Origin of the sequence: Providencia sp. Me31A (genome assembly GCF_050487165.1) — a bacterium.
GTDB lineage: Bacteria > Pseudomonadota > Gammaproteobacteria > Enterobacterales > Enterobacteriaceae > Providencia.
The window spans coordinates 14,804-32,820 of record NZ_JBKQGZ010000021.1 but is presented as its reverse complement, the minus strand read 5'-3'; the positions used below and the strand labels follow the sequence as shown (position 1 = coordinate 32,820).

At 41.3% G+C, this 18,017-nt stretch carries 16 protein-coding genes and 1 pseudogene; 6 read left to right on the top strand and 11 right to left on the bottom strand.

Translation table 11 applies throughout. The features are described 5' to 3' along the window. Positions 1-31: 31 nt before the first annotated feature. Positions 32-946: a ribonuclease Z gene (rnz, locus tag ACLPIE_RS16880; protein WP_430262880.1), complete on the bottom strand. Its 915-nt coding sequence runs from the start codon at positions 944-946 to the stop codon at positions 32-34. 45 nt (positions 947-991) lie between these two features. Beyond that, on the bottom strand, positions 992-2,566 hold the full coding sequence (rtcR, locus tag ACLPIE_RS16875; RefSeq protein WP_430262879.1) for an RNA repair transcriptional activator RtcR: 1,575 nt from the start codon (positions 2,564-2,566) through the stop codon (positions 992-994). A gap of 899 nt (positions 2,567-3,465) precedes the next feature. On the opposite strand from rtcR, the gene ACLPIE_RS16870 reads away from it, so the two are divergent. The 3 genes from ACLPIE_RS16870 to ACLPIE_RS16860 are packed head-to-tail and all read left to right on the top strand — an operon-like array spanning position 3,466 to position 6,648. Next, the gene (locus ACLPIE_RS16870; RefSeq protein WP_430262930.1) at positions 3,466-4,599 is read left to right on the top strand and encodes a slipin family protein; all 1,134 of its coding nucleotides are present in this window, start codon (positions 3,466-3,468) and stop codon (positions 4,597-4,599) included. Between the two features lie 2 nt (positions 4,600-4,601). Next, positions 4,602-5,828, top strand: coding sequence for an RtcB family protein (locus ACLPIE_RS16865; protein ID WP_430262878.1), 1,227 nt, complete (start codon positions 4,602-4,604; stop codon positions 5,826-5,828). A gap of 25 nt (positions 5,829-5,853) precedes the next feature. After that, the gene (locus ACLPIE_RS16860; protein ID WP_430262877.1) at positions 5,854-6,648 is read left to right on the top strand and encodes a nucleotidyltransferase domain-containing protein; all 795 of its coding nucleotides are present in this window, start codon (positions 5,854-5,856) and stop codon (positions 6,646-6,648) included. A gap of 87 nt (positions 6,649-6,735) precedes the next feature. Here the strand turns inward: ACLPIE_RS16860 and ACLPIE_RS16855 are convergent, their stop codons facing one another. From ACLPIE_RS16855 to ACLPIE_RS16835, 5 genes are all read right to left on the bottom strand, one after another. Continuing rightward, a complete protein-coding gene (locus tag ACLPIE_RS16855) occupies positions 6,736-7,158 on the bottom strand; it encodes a DoxX family protein (protein ID WP_430262876.1) in 423 nt (140 codons plus the stop codon). Positions 7,159-7,365: 207 nt separating this feature from the next. After that, complete coding sequence (locus tag ACLPIE_RS16850; protein WP_430262875.1) at positions 7,366-7,932, bottom strand: molecular chaperone TorD family protein; 567 nt, start codon at positions 7,930-7,932, stop codon at positions 7,366-7,368. Positions 7,933-7,969: 37 nt separating this feature from the next. Continuing rightward, positions 7,970-8,869: a dimethyl sulfoxide reductase anchor subunit family protein gene (locus ACLPIE_RS16845; RefSeq protein WP_430262874.1), complete on the bottom strand. Its 900-nt coding sequence runs from the start codon at positions 8,867-8,869 to the stop codon at positions 7,970-7,972. Continuing rightward, positions 8,866-9,504, bottom strand: coding sequence for a DMSO/selenate family reductase complex B subunit (locus tag ACLPIE_RS16840; RefSeq protein WP_430262873.1), 639 nt, complete (start codon positions 9,502-9,504; stop codon positions 8,866-8,868). Before ACLPIE_RS16840 ends, ACLPIE_RS16845 begins: the two co-directional genes overlap by 4 nt. Continuing rightward, complete coding sequence (locus tag ACLPIE_RS16835) at positions 9,501-11,921, bottom strand: DMSO/selenate family reductase complex A subunit (protein ID WP_430262872.1); 2,421 nt, start codon at positions 11,919-11,921, stop codon at positions 9,501-9,503. The genes ACLPIE_RS16840 and ACLPIE_RS16835 overlap by 4 nt, the downstream gene beginning before the upstream one ends. 192 nt (positions 11,922-12,113) lie before the next feature. Here ACLPIE_RS16835 and ACLPIE_RS16830 point away from each other — a divergent pair, with 192 nt between their 5' ends. Together ACLPIE_RS16830 and ACLPIE_RS16825 are read left to right on the top strand one after the other, a co-directional pair. After that, positions 12,114-12,887 carry an AraC family transcriptional regulator gene (locus tag ACLPIE_RS16830; protein ID WP_430262871.1) on the top strand — a complete coding sequence of 258 codons (774 nt, stop codon included), beginning with the start codon at positions 12,114-12,116 and terminating at the stop codon, positions 12,885-12,887. Positions 12,888-13,026: 139 nt separating this feature from the next. Further along, positions 13,027-13,647 (top strand): flavin reductase family protein, encoded by a 621-nt coding sequence (locus ACLPIE_RS16825; RefSeq protein WP_430262870.1) that lies wholly within the window; start codon positions 13,027-13,029, stop codon positions 13,645-13,647. A gap of 58 nt (positions 13,648-13,705) precedes the next feature. Here ACLPIE_RS16825 and ACLPIE_RS16820 read toward each other — a convergent pair whose 3' ends face one another. The 3 genes from ACLPIE_RS16820 to ACLPIE_RS16810 all read right to left on the bottom strand — a co-directional run bounded on the left by ACLPIE_RS16820 (position 13,706) and on the right by ACLPIE_RS16810 (position 16,782). Then, a complete protein-coding gene (locus tag ACLPIE_RS16820) occupies positions 13,706-14,215 on the bottom strand; it encodes an AAA family ATPase (protein ID WP_430262869.1) in 510 nt (169 codons plus the stop codon). Between the two features lie 198 nt (positions 14,216-14,413). Next, a complete protein-coding gene (locus tag ACLPIE_RS16815) occupies positions 14,414-15,076 on the bottom strand; it encodes a hypothetical protein (protein WP_430262868.1) in 663 nt (220 codons plus the stop codon). Between the two features lie 59 nt (positions 15,077-15,135). Beyond that, positions 15,136-16,782 carry a Na+/H+ antiporter gene (locus tag ACLPIE_RS16810; RefSeq protein WP_430262867.1) on the bottom strand — a complete coding sequence of 549 codons (1,647 nt, stop codon included), beginning with the start codon at positions 16,780-16,782 and terminating at the stop codon, positions 15,136-15,138. 237 nt (positions 16,783-17,019) lie between these two features. On the opposite strand from ACLPIE_RS16810, the pseudogene ACLPIE_RS16805 reads away from it, so the two are divergent. After that, positions 17,020-17,287 (top strand): annotated as a pseudogene (locus ACLPIE_RS16805) (IS66 family transposase); the annotation flags it as partial. Positions 17,288-17,429: 142 nt separating this feature from the next. Here ACLPIE_RS16805 and ACLPIE_RS16800 read toward each other — a convergent pair. After that, complete coding sequence (locus tag ACLPIE_RS16800; RefSeq protein WP_430262866.1) at positions 17,430-17,726, bottom strand: hypothetical protein; 297 nt, start codon at positions 17,724-17,726, stop codon at positions 17,430-17,432. Positions 17,727-18,017 lie beyond the last annotated feature (291 nt).

The window sequence follows — 18,017 nt, the reverse complement described above, 5'->3', positions numbered from 1 at the left end:
GATTAAGCGGACAACATCTTGCCCGCTTACATTAAATTTTCACCGTTAAATAATCTTCTGCAATTTCGGTTGCAGGAAACACAGATTGGCACTCTGCCAATAACTTTGGAATATCCTCACTTGTATAGCGGCCACTCAAGTGTGTCGCAATAAAACGCTTTACCCCTGCTTCACGCGCTAATTCAGCCGCTTGTACCGTTGTCGAATGTCCTCTTTCATTGGCTTTTTCCGCGAATTCCGCTTCTAAGGTCGTTTCATGGATCATGACATCCGCATTTCTCGCTAATGCCAATGCTTGTTCCGTCGGTTGAGTATCCCCAAAAATAGCAATAACCTTTCCGGGGATTGGCTCACCAAGATAATCAGCCCCATTGACTGAACGACCATCATCAAGAACAATCGTTTCCCCTGCCTTAAGTGCCTTCATCCAAGGGCCGCGAGGAATATGGTCATTGGCTAATTTAACTGCATCTAATGCACCACTTTTCGGATGTTCTTCAATACGATAGCCATAACACTCAACACGGTGGTCAAGGGCATAAGCCGTCACAATCAGCTCCCCATCATCAAATAACTGACCAGCTTCAATTTCAACAATCTCCAATGGGTATGTCATATAAGACACGCTCACGGTTAAGACTGTTTCAATGTAATGTTTTAACCCTTTTGGCCCATAAACAATCAATGGTTCTGTTGTCCCACCCATTGAGCGACTACATAATAAACCGGGTAAACCAAAAATATGATCCCCATGTAAATGGGTAATAAAAATTTTCTCAATTTTTGGGGTTTTAAATGGGCTGTTTAGAATACGGTGCTGTGTCCCTTCGCCACAATCAAATAACCAGTAGCTTTTACGAACACCGACTAAATTTAATATCATACTGGTGACATTTCTTTCTTTTGTTGGCACGCCTGCACTGGTACCCAGAAAAGTTAATTCCATGTCTTTACTCCTTTTTCTTACTCTCTATTGCTCATTGTCTGACAATTATTTGATAGTCTCCCAGTCTAAACCAAATTTCGCCAGATACTTTCTCAGCCTATCTGCATCATTCGGTTGTTTTTTTTGCTGCCTTGAAACTGAAAATAGTGTTCGTCCCGCTTCTGATAATGATGAAGAACGACGGCACACATCAAGTACCGTCTCTAACTGTTGTCTATCAAATAAATCAATTTCACCAATATGTTTAGGTAATGTATTACTAGACTTCACCTGCCATTGGGATTGCAAACGGCTGATTTCTTCTTCTACCACCATTTTGTTAATACGCCCACGTTCAGCAAACGTCGCCATTCGGCTAATTGACGCGCCCAATTCACGAAAGTTACCGCGCCAAAGTGCCTGTTCCGAGCACGCAAATTTCACGTACAGGTTACGGGCTTCACTATCAAAACGGACCTGCGTTTGCTGGTCTTGGCTAAACTTCACCAGCTCATAATCAATATTGGGTTCGATATCTTCACGGCGGTCACGCAAGCCCGGTAAGGCAAACGTCCACATATTGATACGGGCAAACAAGTCTTCACGAAATTTTCCCTCTTCCACTTGCTGCGCCAAATTGCGGTGAGTCCCTGCAATTAGTTGAAAATCACTGTAAATTTCTTCATCTGAACCATAAGGAAAAAAGCTTTTTTCTTCAATGGCCTTTAATAACATCGCTTGTTCATCTAGCCCAAGCTCCGCGATTTCATCAAGAAATAAAATGCCACCATCCGCTTCTTTCAAGAGTCCACGCCTTGGATTAATTGCCCCTGTGAAGGCCCCTTTTACATGACCAAACAGTGTCGACATTGCGTTATCACCACGCAAAGTGGCACAGTTGACCTCAACAAAGCGCCCTTTGACTTGGTGGCGGCTTTCCCGTAATTGATAAATACGGCGAGCAAGAAAAGATTTACCTGCGCCTGTCGGACCATTGAGCAGAATCGGCGCTTTAGAACGCAATGCTACACGCTCAATTTGCTCTATCATTGAGTTAAACAAGGCATTACGAGTCGCAATTCCTGATTTTAAAAATGAAACCTGTTGTTGCTGTTCTTTCTGAAAACGGCTAGTAATGTGTGCATAGCGGCTTAAATCTAAGTCAATCACCGCATGAATACCAACAGGATCTTTCTCTCTTCCCTTTTCGCTTGGAGAAGTCTGGATCAATTTTGCAGGCAAGTAATGGGCTTCGGTTAATAAAAACCAGCAAATTTGCACCACGTGAGTCCCTGTGGTGATGTGTACAAGGTATTCTTCATTATCCGTGTCGAATGGATAACTCCCTGAAAAATCGAGCAATGACGTATAGACTTCTTCAAAATCCCACGGATCGGCAATATCAACCTCATGTAAGATAACCTCTGTTTGAGGGGAGGCTTGCTCGATGTCTTCTTTAACTCGATGAGCCATTTGGTAATCATTTACCTGATGAATTAAATCAAAGCGATCAATATTCAAATCAGGCTGCTGACAAAGCCCTACCGTAGGTCGCCACTTATTCCAACGATTGGCTTTTTTGCCTCGCCTATCGAGAACAGTCCCCAGCACGCCAATTACAACCTTACGTTTTTCAATCATGATGTTTATATAAATTTATAATTTACGATATAAAAAGATAATAAATAGCATAATCCATTTATCACATCAATATTAACCGCTTTTATCTTAAAATTATTTTTTATTTATATTTCAATTGGATAAATATTTTTATTTCATTTTTAAAAAAGTTGGCACGCTTCTGGCAATTAGATATTCATCTACTGCCGGAAATTGTCTGAACTTCACGTTCAACCGGTGCAGACATGGTGGCTTAGTCACTACATGATCTGTATACCGCCGTCGGTAAGATACCTTTTGGTAATAGCAAAGCTATCAGGTTCGACTCCTGAAATTAACGTCTCCAAAACGTAAACATAAGCTGAAGTTAAGCTTAAAGCCGCCACTCGAGAACTACGCCGAGTGATGAGCAGAAATTTAGACAGCCACACTCGGCGCTCTATTTTTCCCCTCACCACTTCGCTTTTTTCTTCAGTGCCGGATAAATATTGAAAAAGGAAAAAATAATGAAAAAAATAATTGTAGCTCAAGGACTTATCGCATTAACCGAAAAAAATGGCGATTTTCAGCACCTATTAATGGCTGGTGAGCACAAGGTAAATGATTGGTTCAACAAATTAACCGTCACTATGTATCCATTAAATGAAGAGCCGATTGAAAATAAACTGGCAGAACATTTACGCCAATATCATCAGCAGTGGGTTGCCGACTATTGCATTGATATTAATTTATCCGATGATGAAGTGGCATTTTTATACTTACATAATCATTTAATTGAGATCATCGCGCCACAAACGCGCCGTTTATATTGGAAAAATGCCAATACATTACGAGTAGAAAAACAAAGTATCGCTGACTTTAAAATGTCCAATGAATTAACCACTGCGTTAGTCCACAAGAAAGACATTAAAGGCCGTGAACTGTGCCTGATCACACAAATTTCCGCAGGGAAACTTGGCTTATTTAAAGTCGATGGGGAAATAAACAGTTTATTAGAAACTGGAACTTATGGGTATTGGAATGTAAAGCAGAAACCAGAAATACAGGTCATCGATGTTTGCTCACAATCTATTGATAAACCAATTGATTACACATTGGCGGAGCAAATTCGCCAATATCACCCAGATTGGATAGCATCTCATGGGGTCGATATTGATTTATCAGATGATGAAGTTGGCTTTTTATATTCACACCATAATTTGGTTGAAATTTTATCCCCTGCGACTCGACGTTTGTACTGGAAAGTCGGTGATAATTTGAAGGTCGAGAAACAGAAAATCGGTGAAATCGAGTTATCAGAAATCTTGATACAACGTTTAAATGGCAAAAAGCGTATTAAAGGCAATGAGTTATGCTTAGTGGCTCAAGTACCTGCTTGGCATATGGGCGTGCTGAAAATTGACGGTGAAATCGAAAACTTACTTGAACCGGGTACTTATGGCTACTGGCGTATCGAACGTACACCGGAAATTGAGGTGATTGATACCCGTTTACAATCATTAGAAGTCAGCGGGCAAGAGATTTTAACTAAAGACAAAGTCACACTGCGGATCAACCTGTGTGCTAACTGGCGTTATCACGATATTTTGTTGGCATTCTCAAAACTGAGTCAGCCTGTAGAACATTTATACCGTGAGTTACAGTTTTCGCTAAGAGAAATCGTCGGTACCCGAACCTTAGATGAGCTCTTAGAAAACAAACAATTAATCGATGAGCTGATGTTAGCTCAAGTAGTGCAATGCGTGGCTGAGTTTGGCTTAGAAATAGACAGTATCGGTGTAAAAGACATCATTTTACCGGGAGATATGCGCACAATTTTATCTCAAGTGGTAGAAGCAGAAAAATCGGCACAAGCAAACGTGATCCGCCGCCGCGAAGAAACCGCCGCGACTCGCTCACTGTTAAATACCGCGAAAGTGATGGAAAACAACCCTGTCGCACTGCGTTTAAAAGAGCTTGAAACCTTAGAAAGTATTGCACATCGAATCGACCAAATTTCCGTTTACGGTGGATTAGATCAAGTATTAAACGGATTGGTAAAAATTAAGGAATAACAATGAATAACAATAACTTTAATCAATTAATTCAAGAAAATGGCGTACCTGTAAAAATGTGGACTAACGGTGTACCCGTTGACCCTAAAGCGGTAACACAGTTACAAAACACCGCAAAAATGCCGTTTATTTTTAAGCACCTTGCGGTAATGCCTGACGTGCACGTTGGGAAAGGTTCAACCATTGGGAGCGTGATCCCAACCAAAGGCGCCATTATTCCTGCAGCAGTTGGTGTGGATATTGGTTGTGGGATGATTGCTGTAAAAACATCCTTAACAGCATCTGATTTGCCAGATAACTTGCAAAACATCCGTTTTGCTATTGAGGCTGCGGTACCACATGGGCGAACCACACATCGACATGGACGTGATAAAGGGGCTTGGCATCGTACTCCTGATATTGTTGATACCCATTGGGCGCACTTAGATGAAGATTTCAAACGTATTTGTGATAAATACCCAAAACTGCGTGGAACTAATCATTACAACCACTTAGGGACATTGGGAACCGGAAACCACTTTATTGAACTGTGTTTGGATGAACAAGACCGCGTGTGGGTGATGTTGCATAGTGGGTCGCGTGGAGTGGGAAATGCGATTGGTAACTTATTTATCACATTGGCACAAAAAGATATGCAACAGCATATCGCTAATTTGCCGGATAGAGACCTTGCGTATTTCGAAGAAGGAAGCGTGCATTTTAATGACTATATGGAAGCGGTAGGTTGGGCGCAAGACTTTGCCCGTCATAACCGTGAAGTGATGATGCACCGCGTTCTGGAAGCGCTATCGCGTGAAATTCCAAAACCGTTTATCACAGAGCAAGAAGCCGTAAATTGCCACCATAACTATGTGCAAAAAGAGCAGCACTTTGGTGAAGAAGTCTTGGTAACCCGAAAAGGCGCGGTATCAGCACGAAAAGGCCAAATGGGGATCATTCCAGGGTCAATGGGGGCGAAAAGTTTTATCGTACGCGGGTTAGGTGACGAAGAAAGTTTTTGTTCCTGTAGCCACGGAGCCGGACGTGTAATGAGCCGAACAGAGGCCAAAAAACGTTTCTCCGTAAGCGACCAAAAAATGGCGACTGCCCATGTTGAATGCCGAAAAGACAGTGATGTGATTGATGAAATTCCAATGGCGTATAAAGACATTGATGCGGTTATGGCTGCGCAATCATCACTGGTAGAAATTGTTCATACCCTACGCCAAGTGGTGTGCGTGAAGGGGTAAATATCAAAAAATAACAGGAGGAAGCATGGAAACTGCCCATGAAAGTGTATCCGTGCTAATGAGGGAACGGATAGGCAATAAGCTCAAAGAAATCGAAGAAAGTCATCACGTTAAAATACTGTTTGCTTGTGAATCAGGAAGTCGCGGCTGGGGCTTTGCCTCCCGCGATAGCGACTATGACGTTCGATTTATCTATGTTCACAAACTTGATTGGTACCTAACACTGGATAAAAAACGCGATGTGATAGAAAAACCGATTGATGATGAGCTGGATATCTCAGGTTGGGAGTTATCTAAAGCATTGAAATTAATGCGTAACTCAAACCCTGCATTAATCGAGTGGTTGCATTCACCGATTGTTTATTTTAAAGATGAGGCATTTTTTACTCAACTAGAGCGACTTGCCGCACAATTTTATTCACCGTTAAAATCACGTTATCATTACTTATCAATAAGTAAGCGTAATTTACATACTGATTTTAAAAACAAGCAAGTTAAGCTGAAAAAATATTTTTACCTTTTACGGGCTATATTAGCATTACATTGGATAGAGAAGAGTAAAGGTATGCCTCCAATGGCATTTTCAGAGCTTGTTGATACAACGGTTACAAATAAATGCGTACGGTTAGAAATTGAGGAGTTGTTAACGATAAAAAGCCAAGCAGACGAAAGTCATTATGGTTCAAGGCGACCTGCGATAGACCAACTTGTGTTAGAGACTATTGCTAACGTAGAACGAATGCAATTTCCTGAGCCTGCTTGTCGTGACAGCCGATTATTAGATAACTTTTTCCGTACAATTGTGCTAAAAAATAATTAACCATCTACATTCAAAAAAGAAGACCATCAGAAAATTTTTTGATGGTCTTTTTTCAAAGGCAATGTCAAACACTTAAAAAAAACTCACTTATCGCCAGCACGGGTTTTTGATAATTGATAATTTCCCTGCTCCCATCAATGCCAGCGCAATAGAACTGAGGAAAAAATAGACAATACTTTCGATAGCCCATGCCCCCGTTTTATCGAGTACAAACGTTTTATCTAACCCGATCATCAACCATGCAACCACCATCGTGAATGCCACTAATAATGCAGATGGACGAGTTAAAATACCTAAAATAATGAATATAGGCGCGACCACTTCACCTAAAATAGTGCCGTATGCAATAAATTCAGGTAAACCATAAGAAGCCAGTAATGCCTTAATACCACTGGCTCCTGTCAATAACTTACTCATTCCATGAAATAACATTAACCCACCAACAGCAAGGCGTAACAGCAACTTTCCTGCATCTTCATGGGACAACAGCCGATTAAATAGATTGACCACTTTATACCCCTTTAAGTTTTCATATACCGCATTAAGTCGTATGGCTTAAAAATGTATTATGGCTTAATAATATAAAGTGATAATCATTTAAATTTGCATTTCTTATAACTAAATCAATTTTTATTTGATTAATTTTCGTTAACTTTTTATTCGTTCAAATATTACGTTTAATTAATTATTATCTGACCAAAAATATTGAATAAAGCACTATGTACATGACCTAACAGTCACCAATGCTAATTCGGTTAACGCATTATAAAACGGGCTCTGCGTTGTTCGATTTAATTGCTGAGAAAACTGCGGTAACCAATTACCCAGATGATCATTCAACAACTCTTTTAGTGCGCTCTCTCTGACTTGTGAAGCTAAAACGGCTGCTTGAAATAACATTAAACCAACATGATCTGACGGCTCTGGATAATGTGTCTGAATTTTTAAACGCTCCCGTTTTAAAAACTCACTTAATGCCACGGTAGAGGAGCCTTGCAGTAGACCTTCAGGGTCAAGATATACCGAGCCCCACGGTGGGGCTGGTAATGCTTCTGGTCCAATAAACAAATCCATCCACTGAGTATGCAGTGTCGCCATTTCTATTTTTAGCGATGCTGAAATACGCTCGCTAATCTGAGTACTGATTTTGCAAGGCCACTGGGATGCAAAGTCATCTAACTTGAAAAAACTTATCGCATAGTGACTCGCATCGTCATTCGGTGAAAATAAATAGCAAGTACCTAAGATATTAAACGCGGCTGCATAATGTGAAAAATGGATCATAAAAAGATAATTTCCTAAGCGATAAGCTGTTATTTATTTACAGATGAATAGTGTAAAAGCAGTAGCGCAACATAAACTCAGCAACAATCGCCGCCGTACAACCAACGACTAGATACCCTTTACTGTGTGAGGTAATAACCCCATTCTCCGTTTGTCTAATATGACGAAATAGCCCATATCCCAACACAATCACCGCAAATATCCCCACGATCCAACTGCTGATACGTAGTGACCAAATTGCTTGGTAGGCTTGAATAGAGTTGATAGGAAATGTAATGGATTCATTATTATAACTAGTATGAACCAAGTAGCTTTCATAAGTAGGTTGATAAACCAAACGCACCACTAAGCTCATCCCAATAACCGCCCATAAGATCCATAATCCACGCGTTGAGATTTGAGCCTCTACAGAGCCGACGTTAAACCGTAATAATAAATTGGTTAATAAATAATACCCTGCGGCTCCTGCTGTAAACATGGTGCCGTAAAACATCAAATAAGTATTATCATTCATCCACGTTAACATTGATGTATAACGATAAATTGAAGCCATAGCATACACATCGCATAGCCCCGCAATAATCGCTAAGCCAAGTAGTAAGTATGACAATTCCTTTTTGAACCAGAGCCATAGAAAGGTCAGCCCAAGGAAAGCAAAATAGGTGGCGGTAAACACCACTTCACGACTTAACCACGATGAAAAAATATTCAACAGTGAGTTAGGTGCATTCAAAGGAACCCCTAAGTGGGTAATTGAAGACAACAAGCCAATACCTGCAAATACACAAGAAACAAACACATACCACAACAAAAACTGGGTACGAATTTTACCCGTTAAATTCGCGGATAGTTTTTTTGCGAAAAGCGCTAACATCACACTCAACCCAATGGATGTTTGCATTAAAAATGTGAATAACAATAGCGGCCATTCATTCATTTGGCTTCTCCTTGTGAGTCTTGAGTACGACCAGCCCCAAGATGCGGGTGGATCACTAAATTTGGATGAGTGATTGATGAGTCTGGTAATCCGCGGACATCCGCCTGATCGCCATAACGTTTTCGTAACTCATCAATCGGCCCAAACTGGATCGCACCTAACGGACAAGTGGCAACGCAAACGGGTTGCTCTCCTTTTAGTTGCAGGTCGATACAAAAATCACATTTCGACATTTGCTGAGTTTCAGGGTTCATTTGCGGCGCACCATATGGACAAGACCACGCACAGGTTCCGCATCCCACACACTTATCTGTATTGACCATCACAATGCCATCCCCATCACGCTTATGCATGGCTGTTGTTGGGCAATTTTTCACACACAAGGGGTCGGCACAGTGGTTGCATGAAATAGATAACGTATAGGCAAAGACGTTATTTACCAGTCCCCCTGTGCCGTTTTCGATAAACTCACCGCCGGCCACTTCGTATACACGACGATACTTGCGACCCACGTCGAGGTTGTTTTTATCTTTACACGCCACTTGGCAAGCTTTACAGCCTGAGCAACGTGCAGAGTCAATATAGAAACCAAGCTGTTTGTCACTTACAGCAGGATAAACGTGAAATTTACTCATGCTTTGCTTACCTCCACCAATAAGGTTTGATGGGCATTTCCGTGAGCCATCGCCGTGCTACGGGCTGATGTTAAAACGTTGGCACAACCACCTTGGTCAACCCCATTTTCATCCGGTTGCCACCACGCCCCCGCCTGTAAAGCAACAACGCCGGGCATAATACGTTGGGTTATTTTGACTGGCACCATCGTGATACCTCGGTCATTATTCACTTTGACTCGCTCCCCATCAGCGATATTGCGTCGCTTTGCATCGATAGGGTTGATCCACAGTTCTTGCCGCTGTACTTCTTGTAACCACGGGTTAGCAAATTGCGTTGAATTAGCACGATTACGGCCTTTCCAAGTAATTAATTGCAATGGATAGCGTGAAACTAGCTCATCCTCAGGCCCTTCAATGGCGGGCACATAGTGGGATAACGCGGGTATATCCACATCATTACGCTCATAAAGACGCTTAGAAAAAATTTCAATTTTTCCTGATGGTGTTTCAAATGGGTTATTCTCAATGTCGTCAATATTTTTCTTAAAGGCAACGTGACCAACATGAGGCTTATGTTTTAATAGATGGCGGCGTTTAACCAATAACTCATCAAAGGTAGGAATACCATCTTCAGGGCGTTTCTGATGGGCATCGTTAACTAAATGCTCGATCCACTCTTTCTCTGTGCGGCCTTCACTGAATTTCTCACCGACTCCCAGTTTATCTGCAACCTCTCGTAACCATTCATAATCACTACGGCGCTCAAACTCAGGTTCAATCACTTTTTCAGATAAAATAATGTAATTGCCCGTTCCCCATGTGCCCCCCACATTCCAACGCTCTAAGAAACTGGTTTCCGGCAGTAAAATATCGGCGTACTTGGCACTGGGTGTCATGTATAAGTCGCTATAAACGATAAACTCAACTTTACTTTCATCTTCCAGAACTTTAGCTGCGTGCAAAATATCGGGGTTCTGGTTGGTCATATAGTTACCCGCCAACGAGAAAATCATTTTGATTTCCGTATCGAGTTTTTCCGCATTTTTCAAACCATTTTCTGGGGTTACAAGGTCTTTGTTTTCACAGGCTTGTACCCAATTGGTAATATTAATTTTTGCTTTAACAGGGTTTTCAAATAGGCTTGGACCCGCTATGGTTTTACGTAAATCAGGGGTTACCGCCACACCATAGCCCGCAGCCCATCCCCCTTTCACTCCGACATTTCCAGTGATAGTGGCTAACAATGTGGCGCCCCTCGCTGAGCGTTCACCACAGATATGTCGTTGAGGCCCCCAGCCTTGCATTAACGCCGCAGGTTTGGTGTTGGCATATTCACGTGCTAACTGACGAATAGTTTGTGCTGGCACTTTGGTTATAGGCTCTGCCCACTCAGGCGTTTTCACTACCCCATCTTTTTTTCCCATTAAATAAGCCATCAATGACTCATTTTCAGGAACGCCTTCAGGCATTTGGTGCTCATCAAACCCCAACGTGTATTTATCGATAAATGTTTGATCATGTAGGCCTTCACTGATGATCACATACATCATGGCATCCATCATCGCGTTATCTGTGGTCGGTAAAATAGGTATCCACTGATCCGCTAACGACGATGCGGTATCTGAATAACGGGGATCGACAACAATGAATTTGGTGCCATTTTTCTTCATTTTTTGGAAGTAATGGTTGGTATGGCCAAAAATGGTTTCATTCGGGTTATGTCCCCATAAAATCACCAGTGGCGTATCTTCAAGTGTGTCTAACGTGCTGCCACTGGCTGACGTTCCATAGGTATAAGGGGTGACCGCCATCGTATTACCGTTACTCACTGAGTGGTAATTTTCCAGAAAGCCACCGGTGATATTAAATAGGCGACGCAACATATTCGCGCCTGAGAAAATGCCTCCCGTTACCCCAGTACTGAGGCTCACAAAACGTGAGGCTGGGCCATATTGTTCGTTAATGCGCTGCATGTTGTCGGCAATCAGTGTGGTTGCCTCTTCCCAGCTAATGCGTTCGAACCGCCCCTCACCACGTTTGCCTACCCTTTTCATTGGGTATTTCAAACGGTTAGGGTGATAGACAAATTTGCGATAGCTACGGCCACGCACACAAGCCCGCATAATGGGCATTTCTTCATCAAGATCCGCATCAGGTCGGGTGCTAATACGGGTCACAACGCCCTCTTTCACATGGGCACGAATATCACATTTCCCACCACAGTCAAAACTACTGCAAGTCGATACCACTCGCTCACCGTCATTTTGCAATGTAGTCGTAGGAATAATGTTGGCGTCTTCTGGTGTTGATGCGACCGTATTAGCAGCAATAAATGGGACAGCCATGAGCGCAGAGCTGCCTTGAATAAACCGACGACGGGTTAGTGGTTCAATCAGGTGAGTTTCACATTCACGCTGATCGTTATAATTTGTCATGATAGCTCTACCTCAGGCATACATTAGGTTTCCGCGATAGAGTAAACATTTCCCTCATTGCCAACTTTCGAAAAATAGCCAAAGACATTAGAATTTCAGCCAACCACGTAAAACATGTGGTTATATCAATAAAAATTGCCTATATTCGAAAAATACGTAATGATGTTTGAATATCAGCCAAGAAAAAGACCCATGCGAAATATCCCTCTAAAAACTGTCGATGCAACGCCTCGCGATGTTTTAGCTATCGGTACAGATTACTTACCTAACGTGCTACTGGACTCCCATGTACATCGTCGCGCCCAATTTTTATATGGTGCAACAGGGTTAATTGAAGTCAGCACCGCAGATGGTGAATGGGTGATCCCCCCTGATAGCGGGGTTTGGATCCCTTGCAATACCCCCCATGAAACACGGATGTTGAATGTCAGTACACGGAGTTTGTATATCGAGCCAAGTGCTGCGCCACGAAAAGGGAATAAGTGTGAAGTGCTAAGAGTTTCTCCTTTGCTACGCCAATTACTACTCGAAGCGGTTGATACACCAATAGAATATGACTTGAATGGCCGAGATGGCGTTATGATGCAGTTGATTTTACATGAAATCACCCGAGCAGAACCGCTACCTTTCTACGCTCCAATCCCCAGAGATGAACATTTAGCTAATCTATGCCGTGAGTTCTTAAAAGCACCACAAATCACTTCGCTCCCCCAAGAGTGGGCCGCTAAATTACACAAAAGCGAACGCTCGTTTAGCCGCTTTTTTGGCGCACAAACGGGGCTCTCTTTTTCTGATTGGCGACAACAAGCTTGCTTATTAAGTGCCATTACACATATTTCTGCGGGTAAATCCATTACCGAAGTGGCGTTTGATTTGGGTTATAGCAGCGTTGGAGCGTTTTCTACTATGTTTAAGAAATGGTTAGGGCAAAGCCCGTCAAGTTTTATTCAGCGAGTTGCTGGGTAGTCGATAAGTACGGATGTACTCAATAACTCATTGAGTATTATCCAGTAGTTGCAAAGTTTTTACATTAGCCGCCTTTTTCATTTTTTTACCTAACGTCTTTTGCAGTTATTCGTTAGGATAGAGTAAAAAGGAGCTTGTAATGACAACCAAATTCTATAGCTATCAACCAACTAAAGGCCACGGCCTTCCTCATGACCCTATCCCATCCTTAATTAGGCCTAGACCAATTGGTTGGATCTCCACTTGCGATAGTCAAGGCAGGACGAACCTTGCTCCTTATAGCTTTTTCAATATATTCAACTACTCGCCACCGATTTTAGCGTTTTCTAGCATCGGAAAAAAAGATTCCGTCACCAATGCCATCGAAACGGGAGAGTTTGTTTATAACCTCGCAACGCTCCAACTTGGCGAGCAAGTCAATATGAGTAGTGCGACCCTTGAACGCGGTGAAAGCGAGTTTGAATTGACACAATTGTCCACGTTACCTTCCACATTAGTTTCCCCACCGCGTATCGCGCAGACTCCTGTTTCTATGGAATGTGTTGTCACTCAATATCAGCAACTTAAACGGGCTGATGGGCAATTGCTGGATACTTGGATGGTGATGGGGGAGGTCGTTATGGTGCATATCGATGAATCGACATTAATAGATGGGCTATACGATTGTGCAGGACAAAAACCATTATTACGAGCAGGAGGCCCTGCTGATTACTACTGGATAGAGCAACAACAAAATTTAAAAATGTACCGTCCTAAATGACCTAAAATGCGAGTGGTCAATATTTCTAGCTATCGACCACTCTAGTACTATCCCTTTATCAATAGAATTTACACGTTAGTTGTTCACTGCTATCTGGGTAGGAAAAGTGCGCCGTAATTAAGTCAAACTGTGCTTCTGTAGTTTGAAATGGGTTTTCCCCTGTTAAATTACGTGCCGCCAGCCTTGCTTTACATTCTTGATTATCCACCTTTAATACATGAAAAACATAAGATGCATCGGATGATTGCGCTAAAGACTTTAACCATTGGCGCTGAGTAGGCGTATTTGCAGGGAAATCCATCACGACGGTATTTCCTGCTTTAACCAGTTGCTGGATGTGCTTTTCGAGCACTTTTTTCACTAAAGCACTTTTTTCAATATAATCAGATAATTCTTTGATTTTGTCAGGGTAGAGTACGGAAAGCCATTCATCTTCACACAGTAAAACTGTACGAGGCTGCTGTGATAATGTTTTCGCTAAAGTCGATTTGCCCGACGCTATTTTGCCACAAAGAAAATGTAGCTGAGGTTGATTGTCTGGCTGTTGAGGCGCTTGTACTGAGCACATAATAAGTTCCTGATTTGTGAGCCAGCCAAGAACAAAAAAACCCGCCTTGATTGGTGGGTTACGGATGTAGCTTATCCCCACCACGATGTGATGGTAATAATAATGTTTAAGCCTACTACAACCTGTGACATATTTTTTCTTCACTAGATAGATAACTGAGCCAATTTATCAATATCAACATATATGTCAACAATATGATTACTCTAAAAATGAGAATGGCAGTTTCACCGCGCTAATCAATGCATCTACCGCAACATCCGCTGCATCCACAGCAATATCAAGTGCATCCCAAGCAGTCCACTCCTCTTCGCTATTTTGCCCTAAACCCAGTAGTTCTTGCATGTAAGGTAAATTGATTGGTAGCATTTCCAGCTGTTGTGAACCATTAATACTTTCCGACGTATCGACTAAGACCACACACCACGAAAACGGACTACCTTCCTCTCCATACTGCTGCCGGCCAATCCAATGACCGAAGATATCAACCCGATACCCTTTTTCTTCATTCTCTGCAGAGTCAATCTGAGCAGATAGCCAAAGGTTATCACGTTTTTCCGGCGCAATATCGTCAAGAGGGAGCATTTTTAGCTTGATATTTTTCCTCTCAAAACTCAATTCTTGTTTCTCTACAATACGCCAGTGGCACGGAATATAATCACTAATATCAAACTTCTCATTTGTGTTTTTAATTCTCAATAGCGACCAACCATATTCACTATTTTGATTGCCAAACTCACTACGACGAATCCATTGCCCATGCTCATCTTGGCGAAAGCCTTTATTCTCATTAACATGGGAAATAAATATGGCTTCATCCCATAATAAATTTAACTCTCGTTCTGTCAGTTGATATTGTTTCATCGCCCTATTCCTTTAGATCAAAAACTAGCCCAAGTATTGATTACTTGGGCTATAACAATTTAGTGCTTCGCTTTTTTATGATGATTGAGCGTTTCTTCTTTTAAATCAAGCTCATCTCGCAAGCGGTGATAAACTCGTTCGTTAATATTCTTGTTTTTACGCATCAAGTAAAGCGCGTCGCGTTTGGCTTTCAGCGCTGACTTAGACATGTCTCGTTCCATCTCAATCATTTTATGTAAATCATAAACATCCGACTCTGTTTCATCAGAGTTATCGAGTCGTCTGCCATAAATTTCTAACAATTGAGCCCCCACTTCCGTTCGCATGGCAATTTCATCCATGTCTTCTGAGGGATAGTTCATTAGTTCACGTAGATGTGCCATTGCGGCTTCGTTTAATGCCAAACGAGCACGAATTTCGTCATTATCATACGGTAAATCTTGCACCAAACCTTTGGTCAGGATTGGCAAAGCGATACTCGCAATTAATAGCGAACATAAAATCACACCCATTGCCAAGAATATGGCTAAGTCTCGATTTGGAAATAACGAACCGTCTGGCATTAATAATGGTAATGTCAAAATACCCGCTAACGTAATAGCTCCTCGTACACCCGCTGTTGCCATAACAGCCATCATACGAATATGAACCACGTCCCCATCTTTACCACGGCGTCGATTATGGAATACCGTCAGCGTCATCGATATCCATACCCAACTAAAGCGCAAAATAGCCAGCGCGACCGTAATCACTGCCACATACACAAATAGCATCCAAGGATGGCTTGCGCCTGCGGCCTCTGCAACTTCAGGCATATTGGTCCACATACCCGGTAATTGCTCACCCAATAGGATAAAAATCATCCCGTTCAAAGCGGTTTGAACCGTGTCCCAGACGGCTTTACTTTGCATGCGTGTTGCAGCTTGCATTCTCCCCGCAATTTTCTCGTAGTGCATCGCAATACCAGCGACAACCGCAGCTAAAATCCCCGATACATGTAAATGCTCAGCCAATAAATAAGCCGTGAATGGCATTAATAAGCTGATCATAATTTGGATCGCAGGCTCTTCCCCTGTTCGCTTCACTAAAAATTGGTTTAACCAGCCGATTGCCCATGCCACCAGCAAACCAATAAAAATCCCGCCAAATGCTACCAATACGAACTGGCCAGCAGCTGACGCAAGTGAAAAAGTGCCCGTTAAAGCGGCCACTACCGCGAAGCTAAAACAGACTAAACCTGTTGCATCATTAAGTAGAGACTCCCCTTCAAGAATGTGTGCCATACGGGATGGTAATGGAGAGTTTACGGTCATTGCTGATACTGAAACGGGGTCTGTCGGTGATAAAATAGCCGCTAATGCAAAAGCAACCGCTAAGGAAATCGCTGGAATCAACCAGTGAATAAAGAACCCCATACCAATTACGGTGACGACAACTAAGCCAATTGCCAACGACATGATAGGCTTAATTTCTTGAAATAAGGCTTCTTTTGGTATCCTCCATCCATCAAGAAATAACAACGGAGGAATAAATAAAAATAGAAATAAATGGGGTTCAAACTCTACAGTAAAACCATATAGAGACAACCCAGCCCCTAACGCTATCTGGATAAGAGGTAATGGGATGATATCCTTTAGCAGTCGTGAAACAAAAACGCTCACAACAACCGCTAATAAAAAAACGAGTACAAGTGTCACTACTGACATTGATTGCTCCAAGTTTAGCTAATCATTAATTATCAGCCATAAAGTAAATAGATAAATTGAATCAATGTAAAGTACCTATTAATTATCCGAAGCAAAAAAAAATAAAATTAAGAAATAGCCTATCAATCATTATGTTACAGTATTATATAAACCCCATAGAAATCCCCCCCCAAAAAGTAGATTGTTCATAAGTGAAATTTTCTCTTCACATAGTTCAGGGAGACTAAGAAGCTTCGAGGCAAAGCTATCAAATATACGCTCGGACAATGGCCTAAGATCATTCGTTATCTCGATGAGGGACACTTATCTATCAGCAATAATCGGATCGAATGCGATACTTTACAGTATCGTCGATGCCACAAAGACCAACGGTCTTATCCTCTACGATTATCTGATCAAGAGCATGAAAGAATTCGCGAAAACGGAACTCGGTATTAAGTCGCTGTTACCTTGGAACTTCAAATACTCGCTATGCTGCCTAGTGGATTCATGGAACGGGGAGTAAAAAAACAAATAATATTAAATTGATATATCTGACCTCGTTATCCAACTTAAAAAGTTCCCCCTCATTCAAATTTCAAAGATGAGGGGGTTATTTTAATAGAGGTAAAATAAAAAAAGGAATATCTATTTTCGGTGTGGCTTAACTACCTATATGAAATAGTTGTAATTGCTGAATTTATTGATATTTTAGATAAATAAATATCTGAAACTTTCACAGAATCAATTTTTATTATATTTTCATCTAATGATGATAGTTGGTAGCTATGGTGTTTATCATTTTTTCTCTCACTACAGATTAATGTAATCTGGCTATCCGTTGTATTATAGCCGCAAGGTTCTTCAAAGACATGCCCACCAAAGTAAACCATTCCTCCATTATTTTCTATACCATGTGCAAAAATAGAAAAGAAAAAAGTAAACAAAAATATAATTTTATTCATTGTAACTCACTCTATTCATTAAATTAATCTGATAAATGTTTTCATTACAAGGATAAATACAATCAAATATATAAAATAAAATTCAATGAGTTCAAATAACATGCTAGGAAATTAAATGAGTTAACATCAGTAAATATATTTAAAACTAAGTAATAATACGTTTAATATAGATTACATTCCTCCTTAGTTAACTCGATTAAAATGATACTAAGTTAAATTCTCATGTCAACACACTTTTTAATAAATAATTACATTTGGTAAAATTAGCTTACCATTTATTTATAACAAATA

Bases quoted from the DNA above. Each gene is read 5' to 3' on its own strand.
- ACLPIE_RS16810 (WP_430262867.1), bottom strand. From the start codon at position 16,782: ATGTCAGTAGTGACACTTGTACTCGTTTTTTTATTAGCGGTTGTTGTG.
- rnz (WP_430262880.1), bottom strand. From the start codon at position 946: ATGGAATTAACTTTTCTGGGTACCAGTGCAGGCGTGCCAACAAAAGAA.
- rtcR (WP_430262879.1), bottom strand. From the start codon at position 2,566: ATGATTGAAAAACGTAAGGTTGTAATTGGCGTGCTGGGGACTGTTCTC.
- ACLPIE_RS16820 (WP_430262869.1), bottom strand. From the start codon at position 14,215: ATGTGCTCAGTACAAGCGCCTCAACAGCCAGACAATCAACCTCAGCTA.
- ACLPIE_RS16865 (WP_430262878.1), top strand. From the start codon at position 4,602: ATGAATAACAATAACTTTAATCAATTAATTCAAGAAAATGGCGTACCT.
- ACLPIE_RS16840 (WP_430262873.1), bottom strand. From the start codon at position 9,504: ATGAGTAAATTTCACGTTTATCCTGCTGTAAGTGACAAACAGCTTGGT.
- ACLPIE_RS16830 (WP_430262871.1), top strand. From the start codon at position 12,114: ATGCGAAATATCCCTCTAAAAACTGTCGATGCAACGCCTCGCGATGTT.
- ACLPIE_RS16835 (WP_430262872.1), bottom strand. From the start codon at position 11,921: ATGACAAATTATAACGATCAGCGTGAATGTGAAACTCACCTGATTGAA.
- ACLPIE_RS16825 (WP_430262870.1), top strand. From the start codon at position 13,027: ATGACAACCAAATTCTATAGCTATCAACCAACTAAAGGCCACGGCCTT.
- ACLPIE_RS16845 (WP_430262874.1), bottom strand. From the start codon at position 8,869: ATGAATGAATGGCCGCTATTGTTATTCACATTTTTAATGCAAACATCC.
- ACLPIE_RS16860 (WP_430262877.1), top strand. From the start codon at position 5,854: ATGGAAACTGCCCATGAAAGTGTATCCGTGCTAATGAGGGAACGGATA.
- ACLPIE_RS16850 (WP_430262875.1), bottom strand. From the start codon at position 7,932: ATGATCCATTTTTCACATTATGCAGCCGCGTTTAATATCTTAGGTACT.
- ACLPIE_RS16800 (WP_430262866.1), bottom strand. From the start codon at position 17,726: ATGAATAAAATTATATTTTTGTTTACTTTTTTCTTTTCTATTTTTGCA.
- ACLPIE_RS16815 (WP_430262868.1), bottom strand. From the start codon at position 15,076: ATGAAACAATATCAACTGACAGAACGAGAGTTAAATTTATTATGGGAT.